Source organism: Vibrio sp. 2130-1 (assembly GCF_033339515.1).
Genome location: NZ_JAWOUT010000014.1, coordinates 46065 through 65262, shown reverse-complemented (window position 1 = coordinate 65262; position 19198 = coordinate 46065). Strand labels below are relative to the sequence as shown.

General features: G+C 44.2%; 17 protein-coding genes. 11 read left to right on the top strand and 6 right to left on the bottom strand.

Features of this window, described 5'->3' with window-relative positions; translation table 11 throughout:
* Positions 1-186 (bottom strand): DUF3545 family protein, encoded by a 186-nt coding sequence (locus R7Q09_RS18890; RefSeq protein ID WP_005381805.1) that lies wholly within the window; start codon positions 184-186, stop codon positions 1-3.
* 721 nt (positions 187-907) lie between these two features.
* Between R7Q09_RS18890 and R7Q09_RS18885 the strand changes: the two genes are divergently transcribed.
* Together R7Q09_RS18885 and yaaA are read left to right on the top strand one after the other, a co-directional pair.
* Positions 908-2341 carry an alanine/glycine:cation symporter family protein gene (locus tag R7Q09_RS18885; RefSeq protein WP_005381800.1) on the top strand — a complete coding sequence of 478 codons (1434 nt, stop codon included), beginning with the start codon at positions 908-910 and terminating at the stop codon, positions 2339-2341.
* Between the two features lie 110 nt (positions 2342-2451).
* Entirely contained in the window at positions 2452-3228 is a 777-nt protein-coding gene (gene yaaA / locus R7Q09_RS18880) for a peroxide stress protein YaaA (protein ID WP_005382848.1), read from the top strand.
* 109 nt (positions 3229-3337) lie between these two features.
* Here yaaA and srmB read toward each other — a convergent pair whose 3' ends face one another.
* Positions 3338-4561: an ATP-dependent RNA helicase SrmB gene (gene srmB, locus R7Q09_RS18875; RefSeq protein ID WP_005381797.1), complete on the bottom strand. Its 1224-nt coding sequence runs from the start codon at positions 4559-4561 to the stop codon at positions 3338-3340.
* Between the two features lie 107 nt (positions 4562-4668).
* The gene (locus R7Q09_RS18870) at positions 4669-5388 is read right to left on the bottom strand and encodes a tRNA1(Val) (adenine(37)-N6)-methyltransferase (protein ID WP_213972911.1); all 720 of its coding nucleotides are present in this window, start codon (positions 5386-5388) and stop codon (positions 4669-4671) included.
* 330 nt (positions 5389-5718) lie between these two features.
* On the opposite strand from R7Q09_RS18870, the gene brnQ reads away from it, so the two are divergent.
* Positions 5719-7029, top strand: coding sequence for a branched-chain amino acid transport system II carrier protein (gene brnQ, locus R7Q09_RS18865; protein WP_005381792.1), 1311 nt, complete (start codon positions 5719-5721; stop codon positions 7027-7029).
* Between the two features lie 85 nt (positions 7030-7114).
* Here the strand turns inward: brnQ and fldB are convergent, their stop codons facing one another.
* Positions 7115-7633: a flavodoxin FldB gene (gene fldB / locus R7Q09_RS18860; protein WP_005381790.1), complete on the bottom strand. Its 519-nt coding sequence runs from the start codon at positions 7631-7633 to the stop codon at positions 7115-7117.
* A gap of 157 nt (positions 7634-7790) precedes the next feature.
* Between fldB and xerD the strand changes: the two genes are divergently transcribed.
* From xerD to R7Q09_RS18825, 7 genes are all read left to right on the top strand, one after another.
* Positions 7791-8708, top strand: coding sequence for a site-specific tyrosine recombinase XerD (xerD, locus tag R7Q09_RS18855; protein ID WP_005381788.1), 918 nt, complete (start codon positions 7791-7793; stop codon positions 8706-8708).
* 59 nt (positions 8709-8767) lie between these two features.
* Positions 8768-9556 carry a bifunctional protein-disulfide isomerase/oxidoreductase DsbC gene (gene dsbC, locus R7Q09_RS18850; RefSeq protein ID WP_005381786.1) on the top strand — a complete coding sequence of 263 codons (789 nt, stop codon included), beginning with the start codon at positions 8768-8770 and terminating at the stop codon, positions 9554-9556.
* A gap of 43 nt (positions 9557-9599) precedes the next feature.
* Entirely contained in the window at positions 9600-11339 is a 1740-nt protein-coding gene (gene recJ, locus R7Q09_RS18845; RefSeq protein WP_239932249.1) for a single-stranded-DNA-specific exonuclease RecJ, read from the top strand.
* A gap of 173 nt (positions 11340-11512) precedes the next feature.
* Positions 11513-12611, top strand: a protein-coding gene (prfB, locus tag R7Q09_RS18840) for a peptide chain release factor 2 (RefSeq protein WP_100068604.1) whose coding sequence is annotated in 2 segments (ribosomal slippage) — positions 11513-11587 and positions 11589-12611 — 1098 coding nt in all. Because the reading frame shifts where the segments join, the coding sequence is not laid out codon by codon here.
* A gap of 34 nt (positions 12612-12645) precedes the next feature.
* Positions 12646-14163, top strand: coding sequence for a lysine--tRNA ligase (gene lysS, locus R7Q09_RS18835; RefSeq protein WP_005382861.1), 1518 nt, complete (start codon positions 12646-12648; stop codon positions 14161-14163).
* Between the two features lie 244 nt (positions 14164-14407).
* Complete coding sequence (vpsR, locus tag R7Q09_RS18830) at positions 14408-15742, top strand: cyclic-di-GMP-binding transcriptional regulator VpsR (protein WP_017635067.1); 1335 nt, start codon at positions 14408-14410, stop codon at positions 15740-15742.
* A gap of 530 nt (positions 15743-16272) precedes the next feature.
* Positions 16273-16524: a hypothetical protein gene (locus R7Q09_RS18825; RefSeq protein WP_005381776.1), complete on the top strand. Its 252-nt coding sequence runs from the start codon at positions 16273-16275 to the stop codon at positions 16522-16524.
* Positions 16525-16676: 152 nt separating this feature from the next.
* Here the strand turns inward: R7Q09_RS18825 and R7Q09_RS18820 are convergent, their stop codons facing one another.
* Positions 16677-17711 (bottom strand): NADP(H)-dependent aldo-keto reductase, encoded by a 1035-nt coding sequence (locus R7Q09_RS18820; RefSeq protein WP_005381774.1) that lies wholly within the window; start codon positions 17709-17711, stop codon positions 16677-16679.
* Between the two features lie 154 nt (positions 17712-17865).
* On the opposite strand from R7Q09_RS18820, the gene R7Q09_RS18815 reads away from it, so the two are divergent.
* Positions 17866-18177: a DUF6482 family protein gene (locus R7Q09_RS18815; RefSeq protein ID WP_005381772.1), complete on the top strand. Its 312-nt coding sequence runs from the start codon at positions 17866-17868 to the stop codon at positions 18175-18177.
* Between the two features lie 15 nt (positions 18178-18192).
* On the opposite strand, the gene mutH is transcribed toward R7Q09_RS18815, so the two are convergent.
* Entirely contained in the window at positions 18193-18873 is a 681-nt protein-coding gene (gene mutH, locus R7Q09_RS18810) for a DNA mismatch repair endonuclease MutH (RefSeq protein ID WP_017821501.1), read from the bottom strand.
* Between the last annotated feature and the right edge of the window lie 325 nt (positions 18874-19198).

Below are 19198 nucleotides of genomic sequence, written 5' to 3'. Positions count from 1 at the left end.
TTAGAGTTTAATGTCTTCCAAGTTATAATCGGTACAGACATCAAGTTCGCGCAGCTCTTTAAGCAAATTGCGTCTGTCGTTCATCTCTTCTATTTCACGCCACTTTCGCTTTACTGGTTTGGCACGAGATTTGGTTGTTGAGGTAGTATCCAGATTAAAAATGTCATCTAGTTGAAAGCCTTCCATAAGCCACCTTTACCTTTCTTAAGCTAAACTGTTGTAACCAGTCCTTGTGGAGTTTTTTAAGTACCACAATAGCCGTGAGAATAACCATGATATATTTCGCATTTGTGTCGGTAGCATGACATTTTCGTGCAAAAATATTCTCAAAATCACACTTTTTATTGCAACGATGTGGATAAAAAATGCACAAACGATCTCAAGAAAACGATTAAATAGAGAGATTTTCTATGTTAATTCGATTTGATGAATGGGTGCACTGCGCAAAGGTTAAAGTTGCATAAAATCAGTTTGATGAAATAGTGTTCAATTAGATGGTAAGTCACTAGCGTAAATTTATGTAACACCTTGTGAATACTAGCTTGTTCTTGTTTATACGGTTTACCATTCTATTTAATGAGGAATAATTATTTATGTTGGTGTTTGGTAATTGAAATGTTGCGCAGTTTGAGTGTTAAGTCTTCTATTTATGTTATTTTTTGGTGACTTTATAGTGAAAAATAACAATGTTATTCTTATTGTTGCATATTGATTTTTACGCTCCTAGGTTGCATTATCCGCCCGTCAAAAAATACGCTGGTACGTAAAATGGATGCATGAAGCGACGTTTACGATTCTAGATTGCCCATAAACATTACTTAAAAAGCTAAGCACACTTTGACACTTAGCAGGCAATTTGGTGGATGGCTAGGACGCATAGACTGGCGCAACTCACTTTGAGGTACACATGACAGACTTAATCAATTTGATGAACGATCTCCTCTGGGGCTCGATTCTGGTTTATCTTCTTGTTGGTGTTGGTATTTACTTCACCGTTCGATTAGGGTTCATTCAGTTCCGCCATTTCGGCCACATGTTCTCTGTTCTTAAGAACAGCCGTAAAGCAGACAAAGCTGGTATTTCCTCTTTCCAAGCGCTTTGTACTAGTCTTGCTGCACGTGTTGGTACAGGTAACATGGCGGGCGTTGCAGTTGCATTGACTGCGGGTGGTCCTGGTGCGATCTTCTGGATGTGGCTGATTGCAATGCTTGGTATGGCAACATCGTTTGCTGAGAGCACACTGGCGCAGCTATACAAAACCAAAGATGATGATGGCAACTACCGTGGTGGCCCTGCCTACTACATGGAAAAAGGCCTGGGCATGCGTTGGATGGGCGTGTTGTTCTCAGTTTTCCTAATCATCGCTTTTGGTTTGGTATTCAACGCCGTACAAGCTAACTCAATTGCCAATGCAATGAGCAACGCATTTGGTTGGAATAACCTGTATGTCGGTATTGCCGTTGTTTTACTGTCTGCAATTGTTATTTTCGGTGGCATCAAGCGTATCGCAAGAGTTGCTGAGATGATCGTTCCGATCATGGCACTACTTTATCTAGCCCTAGCGCTGTTCATCATGTTCTCTAACCTAGAGAAATTACCTGATGTATTGATGCTTATCTTTAAGAGTGCATTTGGTCTGCAAGAAGCAGCAGCAGGTGGTCTTGGCTACGCAATTGCACAGGCAATGATTAACGGTATCAAGCGCGGTCTATTCTCGAATGAAGCAGGTATGGGTTCTGCACCTAACGCGGCAGCTTCAGCAACACCTTACCCACCACACCCAGCGTCTCAAGGTTACGTACAGATGCTAGGCGTGTTCATGGATACGATCGTTATCTGTTCTGCAACAGTGGCTATCATCCTGATGTCTGGTGAGTATGTCGGTCAAGCAACAGAAGTGACGGGTATCGAGCTAACTCAGCGTGCATTGAGCTCACAAGTTGGCGATTGGGGCGGCATCTTTGTTGCTGTGGCAATCTTCTTCTTTGCGTTTACTTCAATCATTGCAAACTACTCGTATGCTGAAACGAACTTAATCTTCCTAGAGCACAATCATAAAGCGGGCTTAAGCATTTTCCGCGTTATTGTTCTTGGTATGGTGATGTTTGGTGCACTAGCTTCGTTACCAGTCGTATGGTCGCTTGCTGATGTCTCTATGGGTCTGATGGCGATAGTCAACTTGGTGGCGATCATCTTGCTATCTGGCATCGTGATTAAACTGGCCAAAGATTACAATCGCCAGCTTGGTGAAGGCAAAGTGCCAACATTTGATGCGAATGATTTCCCAGAGCTGAAATCTCAGCTTGAAGAAGGCATTTGGTACAACGATAAAAAAGACTAAGTGAGCTATCACTCATAGTTGAAAGCTATTAGTACGATGTAAAAAGCCATGCAGACAATGCATGGCTTTTTTTGTACCCTATTAAAAACAAAATTAGAGAAGGGAAATTCATGCTTATCGTAGTTTCTCCAGCGAAGACTCTTGATTACGAGTCTCCGTTAGCGACAGAAAAATTTACTCAACCTGAGTTGGTCGAATACTCAAAAGAGCTTATCGATGTTTGCCGCAAACTGACTCCTGCTGATGTTGCCTCTTTAATGAAAGTGAGCGACAAGATTGCCGATTTAAATGTGGGCCGATTCCAAGAGTGGAGTGAAACGTTTACCACTGAAAACTCACGACAAGCCATTCTTGCATTTAAAGGTGACGTTTACACAGGGCTAGACGCCGAAAGTTTATCTGAAGCGGACTTCGAATATGCTCAAGATCATCTGCGTATGCTATCGGGTCTTTATGGTTTACTAAAACCACTTGATTTGATGCAGCCATACCGCCTTGAAATGGGTACCAAGCTTGCAAACGACAAGGGTACGAACTTGTACCAGTTTTGGGGCAATGTTATTACGGACAAGCTTAACGAAGCGATTTCTGCTCAAGGCGATAATGTCCTTATCAACCTTGCATCAAATGAATACTTTAAAGCGGTTAAGCCAAAGAATTTAGATGCGCAAGTGATCACGCCAGTATTCAAAGATTGTAAGAATGGTCAATACAAGGTCATCAGTTTTTACGCGAAGAAAGCGCGCGGTATGATGGCGCGTTACATCATTGAAAACCGTGTTGAGAGCGTGGCAGACCTGACTAAGTTTGATACGGCGGGTTACTACTTTGTGGAAGATGAATCGACGCCAACAGAGTTAGTATTTAAACGCGAAGAGCAAAAATAAAGCTGATTTAGACGTAATCGACGTTAATCTCTATCAGCACAAACGAAAAAGGGTTGGCATTGCCAACCCTTTGTTATTTTCTAGCTTGAGCTACTTCGCCCCAACAAGGTTACTTCTTCTTAGCGGTTTTCTTTTTCGCTACTTTTTTCTTGTCGTCTTTTTTCTTTTTCTTCTTAAACACAGGCTTTTTGTGTTTAGGACGCATCTCTTTCACGAAACGCTCTTTGATGTCTTCTTTCACGTAACGTGCAACGCGATCCATCATTGGTTGGTCGTGTGCTTCTACGATTGAGATAGCGTTACCTTTCTTACCTGCGCGAGCCGTACGGCCGATACGGTGAAGGTAAACATCAGCCGTGCGCGGCATGTCGTAGTTGATAACGTGTGATACATCCGGAAGATCGATACCACGCGCAGCAACGTCCGTCGCGAGCAGCACGTTCACAGTTCCATCGCGGAAGCGAGAAATCGCATTATTACGACGATCTTGCGGCATTTCACCTTGAATCCAAGAACATGGAATCTGTGCACTTTCAAGCTGCGCTCGTAGCTCAGCCAAACGCTCACGAGTCTTTAAAAAGACGATAGTGCGCTCAGCTTGCTGAGTAATAATGTGTTTTAGTAATTCTAGTTTGTGTTCAGCATCATCAGCTCGGTGATACCACTGAGCAATTTTCTTACGCTCACGCAGAGGTGATTTTGCATCGATCTCTGCTGGATCATTCAACAGATCAGCGGTAAAGCCTTCTACGCCTTTCCCTTCTAACGTTGCTGAGAACAGAAGGGTTTGCTTACGCCAGCGACATTCGTTAGATAGGCGATCGACAGTAGGAGCAAAACCCATATCTAGCATACGGTCTGCTTCATCAAGGATTAACCATTCGATTGCACGACAATCAAAACGTTCTGCATCAATGTATTCTTTTAAACGGCCAGGTGTCGCAACCACAATGTCTTGCGTTGTTGCAAGGATGTCGGCGTGCTCTTGGTACTGAACACCACCAGTGATGGTGAAAATGTTGAGTTTGGTATTTTTTGCCAAAGCACGTGCTTGATCGGCAATTTGCATCGCCAGTTCGCGAGTAGGCGTTAGGATCAAAATACGCGCAGGCCCAGGCTTACGACGAGGGAAGTCTTGCAAGTATTGCAATGCTGGCAGGACGAAGGCGGCCGTTTTACCAGTTCCTGTTGGCGCTGACGCTAGAATGTCACGACCGTCCAACGCTTGTGGAATCGCTTCTGCCTGAATTTTTGTTGGGCGTTCGTAACCCATCTCTTCAATGGCTTCAAGTAGGTTTTGGTCTAGATCAAGTTCAGCAAAGGTTCTGATCACAATGAGTTCTCCACAAGCAAAGCTTGGTTAATGGTTCGCCACAACAGCATAGAATACAAAAAGGTCGCACATTATAAAGTGATTGGTGATAAGGATCACATGTTATTTCACATCTTAAGATAAAACTCGCGAGTTAACTGGATGAAATCATCACTATAGCGGTCATTTGAACGGATAACTAAATGTGACGTTTGCGAATCGCAAGGTCGTTTTGACAGTTCAAATAACAATCGGTGTACTGGTTTCTTTTCTGATGGTTGCACACGACAGATCCTCGATAGATACCAACCTTGGTTTAATGCTAGCTCAATGAACTGCTCGCCTTCGGTGATTGGCAACACAAAACTAGCTCTCCCTTCGTCATCAAGCAAATGATAGCAACGCTGCAGCAATACGTTATGGCCTAGCGTATCTGTGTGCCTCGCGGTTGCACGTTGACTGTGTTTCGATTGCTCGCCGCTGTTGAAGTAGGGCGGGTTACAAATGATGCGTTGGAATGGATGTGTCGGCGTAAAGTGCAGTATGTCGGTGTGATGCACACTTACACGATCTGACCAAGGAGACTGGGCCGTATTTTTTTGCGCGGCAGCAACGGCTGTTAATTCGATATCGACCGCGGTTATTTCAGCTTCCGTAAAGCGTTGAGCACACATCAGGGCAAGCAGGCCAGTGCCAGTCCCAATATCGAGAATTTTAGCGTCGTTAGGGCTTTGAATCCAAGCACCAAGCATTACCCCATCTGTGCTGACTGGCATACCACTCTCGCCGCCCTCAATACAAAATTGCTTAAAATTGAAGCCTTTAGTTTTCAGTTTTTTGTTCTTCATGATTGTTTTATATTTGCTCAATAATTAAGTAGATTGCTCTATTGTTTATTAATTGTATAGATTGTTGTTTTGTTGGTTATTAAATTGTATTGTTAATTGATCGAGATAAAGAACTGGTCTGTTATTTGGATCTGGTTATATCCACTGCTTTTAAGTTTGAAAACTAAATTAATATGGTGTTTTTTTCTTAAAGGTTGCCAAATGATGAGTCTTTCGTCATTATGCGGCGAAAATTTTATAGATTGAACCACGTGTACTTATTGACTTTAGGTATACAAAAAGTGGTCTACGCATACACAACATTCATTAATTAAAAGACAAGGGTTATCTGTGAAGCAGACGTTAAAACTAACAGATATTATCGCAGTAGGCTTTATGCTATTTGCGTTCTTTTTAGGTGCGGGCAATATTATCTTTCCACCTCTAGCGGGTCAGTTAGCGGGTGAAAACTTAATGCCAGCTATGTTTGGTTTCTTGCTAACAGCGGTAGGTCTACCTCTTATTACTATCGTTGCTATTGCTGTTGCTGGTGGTTCTTGGGATCACTTGACGCAAGATCTTCCGAAAAAAGCGGCAGTTCTTATGGCTGCACTGATTTTCATCATCATTGGTCCTGCGTTTGCAGCGCCTCGTACTGGCCTAGTGGCTTACGAGATGGCGGTGAAACCTTTCTTCCTTGAGGCGTCACAAACGCATCTGACAGCGTTCTCAGTGATCTTCTTTATCGCAGCGATGATGTTCTCATGGTTCCAAGGCCGTTTGATCGATCTTATCGGTAAAGTACTGACACCAGCATTGTTCGTTGGTTTGATCATTCTTGCTGTCGCTGTCTTCCTTGATCCTCAGGGCGATATGATTGGCGCGCACGGTGAATACCTAACGCAGCCTCTGACCAAAGGCTTCTTAGAAGGCTACAACACAATGGATACGTTCGCGTCATTGATGTTTGGTATGCTGATGGTTGATGCACTGCGCGGCAAAGGCATTACTGAGCGCTCTGCTACTACTAAATATCTGATCTATGCAGGTTGTATTGCTGCTGCTGGTCTTGCGTTTGTTTACATCTCACTATTTTACTTAGGTGCGACGAGTGCAACTGTTGCTGCTGGTGCTGATAATGGCGGCCTAGTGCTTAGCCAATACGTTCAAGCGTTGTTTGGTCCATACGGTCAAATCGTTCTGTCTGTCATCGTATTGCTAGCGTGTCTGACAACCGCGATTGGCTTGATTTCTGCGTGTTCAGATTTCTTCAGCTCGAAAACACCACTGTCATACAAGCAATGGGTACTGATTAATGGTTCTGTTTGTGCATTGGTTGCAAACGTTGGTCTTGCGCAGCTGATTTCTCTGTCAGTGCCAGTATTGTTTGCGCTGTACCCTGTGGCGATTGCGTTGGTTGCACTAACATTTGTGCGCAGCAAACTGCCGAATCCACGCTTTGCTTACCGTGCAGTACTGCTTGTATCTCTACTGTTTGCGTTGGTTGATGCGGCAAAAGTATCGGGTATTGATGTTTCTGCGTTTAACATGTTGCCACTATTCGAAGTCGGCATGGGTTGGGTGCTTCCAACATTTGCGGCTATCGTGTGCATGTTCTTCATCGCGAAACCTCGCCCAGAGCTAGCACAAGAAACCGCGTAATCACTTCGCGTTATCAAGATAATAAAAAGCCCGATGAATTACTTCATCGGGCTTTTTACTTTTTAATGATGACGTGTTTGCGCTATTAAAGCGTGTCGTGGAATTCCACAAGAACTTGTTCACACCATTTTTCGATGCGTTCATCACTCAGTTCGTACTGTGAGTCTTCATCTAACGCAAGTCCAACAAACTTGCTGCCATCTTCGATCAATGCTTTCGATGCTTCAAATTCGTAGCCTTCATTTGGCCAGTAACCGATAAAGGTTGCGCCTGTGGCTTGCAATTCATCGTGAAGTAAGCCCATCGCATCTAAATACCACTCTCCGTAACCTTCTTGGTCACCCAGACCAAACAGCGCTACAACTTTGCCTTTCAGTGGCGTGGTCGCGATGTCTTGCCAAATCGCGTTCCAATCTTCTTGAATTTCACCAAAATCCCAAGTTGAGATGCCAAGGAGTAATAAGTCGTAGTCCGCCATTAGTGATAACGGTGTCTCTTTCACATTGTGAATGTCGACAAGGTCTTCACCAATAAGGGTACGAATTTTCTCTGCTGCCATTTCGGTGTAGCAGGTCGTTGAGCCGTAAAAGAGTCCGATTTTCATTATATTCGTCGTTATTTGTGTTGCTGTTGTGGAAGATTCTAACCATAAATTGAGGAAGATTGCAGCGAATATCCTATGTGGGATGATTTTTTATGGTATTGGATTGACAGGTGCTTTAATCTAAATACTGTAAATATAAACAGATAAGGAAGCATTCATGACGGCACAACAGCCTGTCAATCAACAAGACTTTTCGCTTGTTGAGCAATTCTTAGATGCGATGTGGATGGAGCGTGGCCTATCAGAGAACACGTTGGCTTCCTACCGAAACGATTTAATGAAGCTGCTCGTGTGGATGGAGAAACATCGATACCGTCTTGATTTTATCAGTTTGTCTGGCTTGCAAGAATATCAAAGCCACCTTGTAGATTTAGATTACAAACAGACGTCTCGTGCGCGTATGTTGTCGGCGATTCGCCGTTTATTCCAATACCTGCATCGTGAGAAGGTGCGCGCTGATGACCCGAGTGCGCTCTTGGTTAGTCCTAAACTGCCACAACGTTTACCCAAAGATATTAGTGAAGAACAAGTGGACGCGTTGCTCGAAGCGCCAGACCCGAATGACCCTATAGAATTGCGCGATAAAGCGATGCTAGAGCTACTCTACGCAACAGGATTGCGTGTGACAGAGCTCGTCAGTTTGACCATGGAAAATGTTAGCTTGCGCCAAGGGGTGGTGCGCGTGACTGGTAAAGGTGGTAAAGAACGCCTGGTTCCTATGGGGGAAAATGCGGTCGATTGGATCGAGACGTTCATTCAACAAGGGCGCCCTGCGTTACTTGGTGATACATCATCTGATATTGTTTTTCCTAGTAAACGCGCAAGGCAAATGACTCGTCAGACGTTTTGGCACCGTATTAAGTACTATGCTTTGATAGCAGGGATTGATACTGATCAGCTGTCGCCGCACGTACTGCGTCATGCCTTTGCCACGCATTTATTGAACTATGGCGCAGATCTCAGGGTCGTACAGATGCTTTTAGGACATAGTGACTTATCGACCACGCAAATTTATACTCACGTGGCGACTGAACGATTGAAGCAGATCCACAGTCAACACCACCCAAGAGCGTAACAATGGTTAGATTCATCCATGTCTTCTTGGAAAAACGATTTTACATTAAGGTGAATTTCATGAGCGTATTACGCCGACTAACTCTGCTGACTTTACCATTTTTTGTTACCGCTTGTGGTGCAGAAGAAAGTCAGGCTCAAACGGAGACTCCTGCGCAACAAGTAGCGCCAGCTGCACAAAGCGGCTTTGATGAAGCAGCATTAAAAACTAAGTTCTCAAAGCTTGGTTTATCTATCGTTGATATTCAACCATCAGACGTCGCTGGCTTATTGGAAATTCAAACCAATGGCGGGATCCTGTTTGCTTCAAATGATGGTAGCCACTTTATCGCCGGTACGCTTTATGCCATTAATGATGATGGCAGTTACAAAGATGTCATAGCAGAGCGTCAAGCGCCGCTTAACGCCGAGAAAATTGCGCAGTTCTCCGATAGCATGATCGAATACAAAGCCGACGATGAAAAGTACGTTGTGACCGTATTCACTGATATCACCTGTGGTTACTGTGTGCGTCTGCATAGCCAAATGCAAGGCTATAATGATCTAGGTATCACAGTGCGTTACATGGCTTACCCTCGCCAAGGTGCAACTGGCCCTGTGGCAGAGCAAATGGCAACGATTTGGTGTGCTGAAGATCCGGCGTCGGCAATGCACAACGCGAAAGTGAATCGTACATTTGATAACCCTGCGAAAGACTTAAAACAGTGTAAAGAAACCATCCAGGCGCATTACAATCTAGGTCGTCAATTGGGTATTTCTGGTACGCCAGCAATCTTCTTACCGAATGGCGAAATGGTTGGTGGCTACCTACCACCTGCAGAGCTATTGAAACGTTTAAAGCAACTATAATCCTTTAGGAGCAGAGCCGGCAAAGTTGTCGGCTCTTTCAAGCATGATAGAAATTCAACGACGTCCTGAACCAGATCTTTCCCTTCTTCCTGATTCCATTCCTCCGATTCTTAAACGTATCTACATCAACCGTGGGATAACGGATCTTTCACAATTAGAAACGTCGGCCCGTGGGTTGCATTCATATCAAAAACTCGGGGGGATTGAGCAAGCTGTCGATCTTTTGTTTCAGGCGATAAAAGAACAAAAACGCATCATCGTTGTCGGTGATTTTGACGCTGATGGTGCGACAAGCTCAGCATTATCAGTACTCGCGCTGCGTATGCTTGGTAGTCACAATGTGGATTACTTAGTGCCAAATCGTTTTGAAGACGGTTATGGGTTAAGTCCAGAAGTCGTTGACCAAGCCTTAGAGCTTGGCGCTGAGATGATCATGACGGTGGATAACGGCGTCTCATCAATCGAAGGTGTGCGTTACGCAAAAGAAAATGGCATTACCGTGCTCGTTACCGATCACCACTTGCCAGGACAAGTGTTGCCTGATGTGGATGCAATGGTGAACCCAAACCTTGAGAGCTGTAGCTTTCCATCTAAAGCGCTTGCGGGGGTGGGGGTCGCGTTTTATCTCATGATGGCACTATGCGTTCATATGCGAAAACACAATTGGTTTGCAGAACAGGAGATGCAAGAGCCCAAGTTGATGGAACTGATTGACCTTGTTGCACTGGGTACCGTCGCCGACGTCGTTCCATTGGATGAAAACAACCGCATTCTTGTACACCAAGGCTTGCAACGTATTCGTGCGGGCAAAGCGCGTCCCGGTATCCAAGCGTTAATTGAGGTCGCGAAGCGCGATGCGCGTCGTTTAGTTGCGTCTGACTTTGGCTTTGCTTTAGGTCCACGTATTAACGCAGCAGGCCGTCTTGATGACATGTCTTTCGGTGTTGAACTGCTGATGTGTAACAACATCCACGCTGCTCGTCGCATGGCAAGTGAATTGGATGGCTTGAACCAAACTCGTAAAGAGATTGAAGAAGGCATGAAGCAAGAAGCGATGGCTTTCTGTGAGCGCCTTCAGTTTGGTGAAGGCAATGAGCTTCCTTATGGCTTAGCCTTATTCCAACGTGATTGGCACCAAGGTGTGATTGGTATTTTGGCTTCGCGCATTAAAGAGAAGTTTCACCGTCCAGTCATTGCATTTGCTGATGGCGGAGAAGGGACGATTAAAGGCTCGTGTCGTTCTATTCCGGGGCTACACATGCGCGATGCGTTGGATTTCATCGACACACAAAACCCGGGTTTGATCATCAAGTTTGGTGGACACGCCATGGCAGCAGGCTTAACGATTAAAGAGCAGGATTTTGAGCGTTTCAGTCGTTTGTTTGATGAAGTGGTAAAAAAGGAACTCGATGAAGCGGCGCTAAAAGGCGTGATCATGTCAGATGGTGAACTTAAGCCGGAAGAGTTCTCTATGCATGTTGCTGAACAGCTGCGATCGGGTGGCCCTTTTGGACAAGCTTTCCCAGAGCCAATCTTTGATGGTGAGTTTAAAGTACTGCATCAAAAGCTGGTGGGTGAGAAGCATCTTAAATTGATGTTAGAGCCGCTTTATAAAGGTCACCCTACCAATGTGATGATCGACGGCATTGCATTCAATGTTGATCTACGCCGATGGCCAGATGCATCGGTTAAAACAGTACGTCTCGCGTATAAGCTGGATGTGAATGAATTTCGTGGTAATCAATCATTGCAATTGATGATCGATCATATCGAAGCTAAGTAATACCTAGATTAACCTTTCTTATAGAGTACGGTTGCCCCTAAGTGGGTGTAAAATTTTATGACCGTGCTCTCTCTCACCGCAATCTGATTTCTCATCCGAAATTTTCCTGTATCTCGGTCACATTTTTCAGTAGAATTTCTCGGTTAAATTCTATTCTAAAATGTTGAGTAAACATGTTTGAAATCAATCCAATTAAAAACCGTCTGCAGGACGTGTCTCAGCGCACAAATGTCCTGAGGGGGTATCTTTGACTATGACGCGAAGAAAGAGCGTCTAGAAGAAGTCAACGCAGAACTTGAACAACCAGATGTATGGAACGAACCTGAGCGTGCGCAAGCACTGGGTAAAGAGCGTGCATCACTAGAAGCGGTTGTTGAAACCATTGATCAACTAGAGCAAGGTGTGGAAGATGTAGAAGGTCTTCTTGAGCTGGCTGTAGAAGAAGAAGATCAAGAAACATTTGACGAAATTGAACCAGAACTTGCTGAGTTGGAAGAGAAGCTAGAAAAGCTTGAATTCCGTCGTATGTTCTCTGGCGACCACGATAGCTCTGATTGTTACATCGATTTGCAAGCTGGCTCTGGTGGTACAGAAGCACAAGACTGGACTAACATGCTGCTGCGTATGTACCTACGTTGGGCAGAAGCGAAGGGCTTCAAAGCTGAAGTGATTGAAGTCTCTGAAGGTGAAGTCGCGGGTCTTAAGTCGGCAACAGTTCGCATCTCTGGTGAATATGCGTACGGTTGGTTACGTACTGAAACGGGCGTTCATCGTCTTGTTCGTAAATCTCCGTTCGATTCAGGCGGTCGTCGCCATACGTCATTTGCTTCTGCGTTCATCTATCCAGAGATTGATGAAAACATCGACATCGACATTAATCCTTCCGACCTACGTATTGACGTTTACCGTGCGTCAGGCGCAGGTGGTCAGCACGTAAACACCACAGAATCTGCGGTACGTATTACGCACGTACCTACGAACACAGTGGTTCAGTGTCAGAATGACCGTTCTCAACATAAGAACAAAGATCAGGCAATGAAACAGCTTCGAGCGAAGCTATTTGAGCTTGAATTGCAAAAGCAAAATGCGGAAAAACAAGCTAATGAAGACGCTAAGTCTGACATTGGCTGGGGTAGCCAGATCCGTTCTTACGTATTGGATGACTCACGTATTAAGGACCTCCGTACGGGCATTGAAAACCGTAATACTCAAGCGGTTCTTGATGGCGATCTGGACAAATTTATTGAAGCTAGCCTGAAATCAGGTCTATAAAGCTTTTCACCGACAAAAACAGGATACATCGAAAATGACTGATGCTGTTCAAAACGAAACTGTACTAGAAGAAAATAAGCTGATTGCTGAACGCCGCGCTAAACTGGATGCAATCCGAAAGAGCTGCAAAGCGAACGGCCATCCAAACGACTTCCGTCGTGACGCACTAGCGGGCGACCTTCAGAAAGAGTTCGGTGAAAAGACGAAGGAAGAGCTAGAAGAGCTTAACCACGTAGTAGCAATCGCAGGCCGTATCATGGCTAAACGTGGTCCATTCTTGGTAATTCAAGAAACTTCTGGCCGTATCCAAGCTTATGCTGACAAAGCGGTTCAAAAAGTACTTAAAGAAAAATACCAAGGTCTAGATATCGGTGACATCATCGGTGTTAAAGGTGCACTTCATAAGTCTGGTAAAGGTGACCTATACGTGAACATGGAAGAGTACGAGTTGCTAACCAAAGCACTACGTCCACTTCCAGAGAAGTTCCACGGTCTAACTGACCAAGAGATGCGTTACCGCCAACGTTACGTTGACCTGATCGTTAACGAAGACTCTCGTCAAGCGTTTGTAGTACGTTCTAAAGTAATGTCTGCAATCCGCAACTTCATGATCTCTAAGCAGTTCATGGAAGTTGAAACGCCAATGATGCACGTTATCCCTGGCGGTGCGAGTGCGCGTCCATTTATCACGCACCACAACGCACTAGACATGCCAATGTACCTACGTATCGCGCCAGAGCTATACCTGAAGCGTCTAGTTGTTGGTGGTTTTGATCGCGTATTCGAAATCAACCGTAACTTCCGTAACGAAGGCCTTTCTCCACGCCACAACCCAGAATTCACAATGATGGAATTCTACATGGCGTACGCAGACTACAAAGATCTGATGGACCTAACTGAAGAACTACTAAGCTCAGTGGCGCAAGAAGTTCTAGGTTCAACGTCAATGCCTTACGGTGATGAAACGGTTGAGTTTGGTGGTACTTACACTCGTATGAGCATGTTCGAAGCAATCAAGCACTACAACCCAGACCACGCGCAAATCCAAGCGCTAACAGAAGAAGACCTACAAAACCGTGATCTAATGGTTTCTATCGCGAAATCTGTTCACGTTGAAGTAGAACCTTTCTGGACATGTGGTCAGCTTCTTGAAGAGATCTTTGGTGAAACAGCAGAACCTAAGCTAATGCAGCCTACGTTCATCACTGGTTACCCAGCAGATATTTCTCCGTTGGCTCGTCGTAGCGACGATAACCCGTTCTTTACAGACCGCTTTGAGTTCTTTATCGGTGGCCGTGAAGTAGCGAACGGTTTCTCAGAGCTTAACGATGCTGAAGACCAAGATGCACGCTTTAAAGCACAGGTTGAAGCGAAAGAGTCTGGTGACGACGAAGCAATGTTCTACGATGCAGACTACATCACTGCTCTAGAGCACGGCCTACCGCCAACAGCAGGCCAAGGTATCGGTATCGACCGTTTGGTTATGCTACTGACTAACACGCACACTATCCGTGACGTGATCTTATTCCCTGCAATGCGCCCGCAAGCGTAATTCGATAGGATGAGTAAAAAAACCACCTTCGGGTGGTTTTTTTTTGCCTTTTAGTTAAGGTAATTCAAGTTGTTGCACTTGCCTTTTAATGGGATATGCAAATAAACATTCGCCAAATCTCAATCTATTGCATAGTCTTAATACTGAGACAGACGTGAGGGGGCGGAGTCTCGATAATGTTACCCGCTCGCAAAGATAAGTTTGTGGCACAAAATTTCTATTAACAATGAAAAAGGGTTAGAGAATGGCTGGGCAGTTTAAGATGGATTCCATCCCGGGATCGCTTGTGGTAGTTGGCGGTACTTATGAGCCTTGGTTATCGGTACTGGAGCAAGTGGGCTGGAAGTGTCATCAAGTAGGTGACTTACGCAAAGCTAATACGCTGTTAGAAGATATTGGTCCATGTATCGGTATTGTTGATCTCAGCCATGACGAGTTCAGCTTGAATGGTTTGGCGAACTTAGTCAGCTCTCACAAACACGTACGTTGGTTAGCGTTTATTCGTGAATCTCAGCTTGGCACTGACACCATATGCCAGTTCATTGTTAACTTTTGTATCGACTTTTTCACAGCGCCGATCCCAGATGCACAGTTATTAAGCACAATAGGTCACCAGCTTGGCATGCTTAAGTTGGAGAAAAAAGTTTGGCCTAGTTTTGGTAGCAGTTTAGATATGGGTTTGATCGGTGAATCTATCCCGATGAAACGTTTACGCGATCAAGTGAAGCGCATTGGTCCAACGGACGTCAGTATTCTGATTTCTGGGGAAAGTGGGACTGGTAAAGAGGCGGTTGCTAGGGCCATCCATAAAGTCTCTTCACGCTCTCATAAACCGTTTATGGCAATTAACTGTCGCGCACTCAATGAACAACGTTTCCAAGCTGAAGTATTTGGTATTAACGCCGATGAAGATATGGAAGCATGCCTGCTTGAACAAGCAGATGGCGGCACCGTGTTGTTTAACGACATTCTTACCATTTCAAAAGAGCAGCAAATGAATCTGCTGAGATTCTTGCAAGAAGGCACCATTGATACCAAAGATGGTGTAAAAGCGGTTAACGTGCGTATTCTTGCTGCTAACTCGTCAGATGTTGAAAAAGCTTTGATTGACGGTGACTTCAATGAAGAGCTTTACCATTACATCAACGTTCTGCGCATCAATGTCCCTAGCTTGAAAGAACGTGCGAGTGACATCGCATTGCTGGCTCGTTTCTACTTACAAGAGTTCTCAAAAGAGTACAACTCGCAAGCAAAAAGCTTTTCTGAGGATGCATTCAAGGCACTGACACGTTATTTCTGGCCTGGAAATGTGCGTGAGCTGATGAACCAAGTGAAGCGAGCGGTATTAATGTCCGACAGCGTAATGATTGAAGAGCATCACTTAGATTTACCTCAACGTAATGACTCAAAGCGCAGCTTGAAATCAATCCGTGAGAAGAGTGAACGTGATGCGTTGCTAGTTGTTTTGGAATCTCATTCTGGTCAAGTTTCAAATGCGGCGAAAGAGCTCGGAGTTTCGCGTGCAACCATGTATCGACTACTTAATAAACATAACTTGATTTCCGAACAAGCCATGTAGTTGGCCTTTCCCTGTGTCAAATAGGCGAATAAATACAATAAAAGAGAGTGGCCACAGAGCCGCTCTTTTTATTTTTTGTTTGGTTCGATTTATAAAATTCGCAAATATATATATTCCTCAGGTGAATATGTTATACATAAAAGTATATGAAACTAAATTGCGGTGTATTGATTTGTTTTTAATCAAAAAGGCAAAAAATGTTTGATATATATTCATCAAAGCTTACAATTTAACCGTAACTCAGTGAGTTATACCTTTCATAAACGGATTAATTTTTAGCTAGGAGGCGCAAGATGAAACATTACGTTGTTAACACCACTGCTTGCGCTGATCGTATGCCTATCGCTCCGATAACCCTTAAATCGGATGATACCAATACCACTGGCTCACAAGATAAAAATTAATCCGTAACCTATCATATTTATTACTAGGCTGCGGGAAAGTAGCGGCTTAGTATCAACAGAATATTTCTGTTCATTTTACGCACTATTTTTTCCCAGTCGAATACATCGATAATCGGAGAAAATATTATGCGTCACTCTATTTACCTACAATTGGCCACTTTGCTATTGAAAGCAGACCTTAAACGCGAAGAAAAGCAATGGCAGCGTACCATACGCCGAACTGCTCATGATATTCCATGGACGAATGTTCATCTATTGAGAGATATTGGTTTAGATCGCGATGGTCGTTCTACACGTGCCAATGTTCCGGATGCAGTAAAAGTTGAACGTCGAGTTCGTCACCTTCGTCGAGTCTTAACGTCGCGAATAATGACGTAATCGTTAGCGTGTTGGGCTGACTGAGTTGCTAACGAGTCATTCAACACGCTTAACTTTTTATATGAAGTATGACTTCATTGGATAAACAGCTGATCTTGAAGATCAGCTGTTTTCGTTTGAAGATCAGCTGTTTTCGTTTGAAGGTGGTACTGTTAAGGGCAAGGATTCGAGTAAGTTGTACCTATTGCTTGAATTTCAGTAAGTAGCTCGTCGCTAAGTTGCAAATCAATACTGTCGATATTGGCTTTTAATTGGTCTAGGTTTGTTGCTCCGATAATGTTAGAAGCAACAAATGGACGCTGATTGACAAACGCGAGCGCCATTTGTGCAGGGTTTAGACCATGCTCTTGAGCTAAATTGACGTAAGCTTCGGTCGCTTTAACACCTTGCGGAGTGAAGTAGCGCGCAAAACGCTCCCACTTAGTGCATCGAGCGCCTTCAGGTTTTGCCCCGTTTAGGTATTTACCACTCAGGCAGCCAAATGCCAAAGGAGAGTAGGCAAGTAACTGAACGCCTTCGTAATGGCTGATTTCAGACAAGCCAACTTCGAAGCTGCGGTTCAATAAGTTATATGGGTTTTGAATGGAGACAATTCTTGGCAAATCGTGTTTTTCTGCCAAACGCAGTAGCGACATCACACCCCACGGCGTCTCGTTGGATACGCCGATATAGCGCACTTTACCTGCATTCACTAATTCAGTAAGCGCTTCCAACGTTTCAATTAACGTGACTTCTTCTTGTTTGTCAGGGTATGGGTAGTTGAGTTGACCAAAGCAGTTGGTTTGACGCTGCGGCCAATGTAGTTGGTACAAATCGACATAATCGGTTTGTAGACGATTAAGGCTGTCATCAATTGCTGTATGGATGTGGCGACGATTAAGGCTCATGTTGTCTCTAATGTGAGGAACATTGCGAGGGCCAGCCACTTTTGTTGCCAGTACTACTTTCTCTCTTTTGCCGCTTTTTGCTAACCAATTACCGATGTATTGCTCGGTGAGCCCTTGTGTTTCCGAGTTTGGCGGTACAGGGTACATCTCTGCGGTATCGATGAAGTTCACCCCATGATCGAGGGCAAAGTCGAGCTGTTCAAAGGCGTCCTTTTCTGTGTTTTGCTCGCCAAACGTCATAGTGCCGAGGCAGATTTTACTGATCTCAAGTGATGAGTGCGGTAGTTTTGTGTATTGCATATCACGTCCTTGAAGAGTTACCGACTAAATAAGTGATTCCAATATAGGGGATTTTTAGCCGCAATCGCAAATGATTTACGTATAAAGGAAGAGCAAACTCGAAAGCTACAGTTAGCCTAACTACACTTAAATGATCGTGTGAAGGAGGTATGTTATGCAGAAGCATCAATTGGACATGTGGCTACATGGTCCACATAAAGATACTTATAAAACTCCCAAAGTATTTGTGATTGGGTGTTCTGATGTCTCTGACTATCTTTTAGCTGTGGAGTACAAGCATCAACTTGAGCCGATTAAAGACGGTGAAGACCCGATACATTTTGGCTCTCTAGACTTAGTAAAAGAAGAACTATTGAGGCTAGGGGTCGATAAAGCGTATTTAAGGCTGCGCAATGCGTATGACGAATGTGGCACTGAAGAGGCAGCCTCATACTGCGATATTGAGTTATCGCTCGTGACGCACTAAATAGCTGATATGGTTTTATTCTGGTTGAGTGTTAATGTAGTGCTTGAGTAAGATCTGTTCAGTAAACTGTGTTCTAAGGTAAAAGCCTCGGGGCAGAGTTTTCATCGGCTTACCATTTGAGTTGTATGCTTCGGTGAGCGCTTTTGCATTTGCGGCTTTAGGGCGAAGATGCAGCGCTTCTCCGTGTCTGGCGGAAATTTGATCAAATCTTCCCAAGACGATCATCTCCATTAACTCTTCCCAGTCATTTCGCAAAATCCGTTCTTCTTCTTCATCTGGTGACCAAATGAGTGGACTGCCCACACGTCTTTCAGCGAGTGGGATTTCTCGTTCTCCTTCTACGGGTACCCAAAGCACGCGAGATAGCTTGTTTCGAACATGACTTGTTTCCCATGTAAGACCATGAACACCAGTGAGGGGAGCCACAGAAACAAAGGTTGTTTCTAAAGGTTTGCCAGAGTAACTGATCGGAATACTTTTCAACTCGATCCCTAGTTTTGCGAAATCTTGTTGAGGTTTACTGCCAGCTGGAGCGCCCAAGTGCCATTCGAGTAATTGACCCACCCAACCTTTATCACGTTTTAAGTTTTCAGGAACAATCATATTCGCTTCGGCGGCCAACTCAGCAAAACTGAGTCCTGCCATATCATGCGCTCGTTCCAATAGCTCTGCTTCTGTTTGTGGTTCTGGTTTCATAGTTACAAGGTGGTATTACAAAAAATATAGTTTATCAAACTCCGACCAAATCTACTGTTTAAGATTTCATCGAGGCGGTGTAAGAACGATCAATTCATAACTTATCCACAGGTGGAGGAGGTATTGATAAGATCCTGACGGAGTCTGTATGAATAAACAGGGGTTAAAATGCATTTTTGGGGTTGATTTTGTTGTAATCATCTAAACGAATAGCAGGTAAGTGTGGATAAATAGCCTGTTGGTGGATCTTTGACCGATCTGAGTTTGGTGAAAAGATCATCAAGAAATTGAAGATCGAATTATCGTTATTTTTAAAAATAAATAC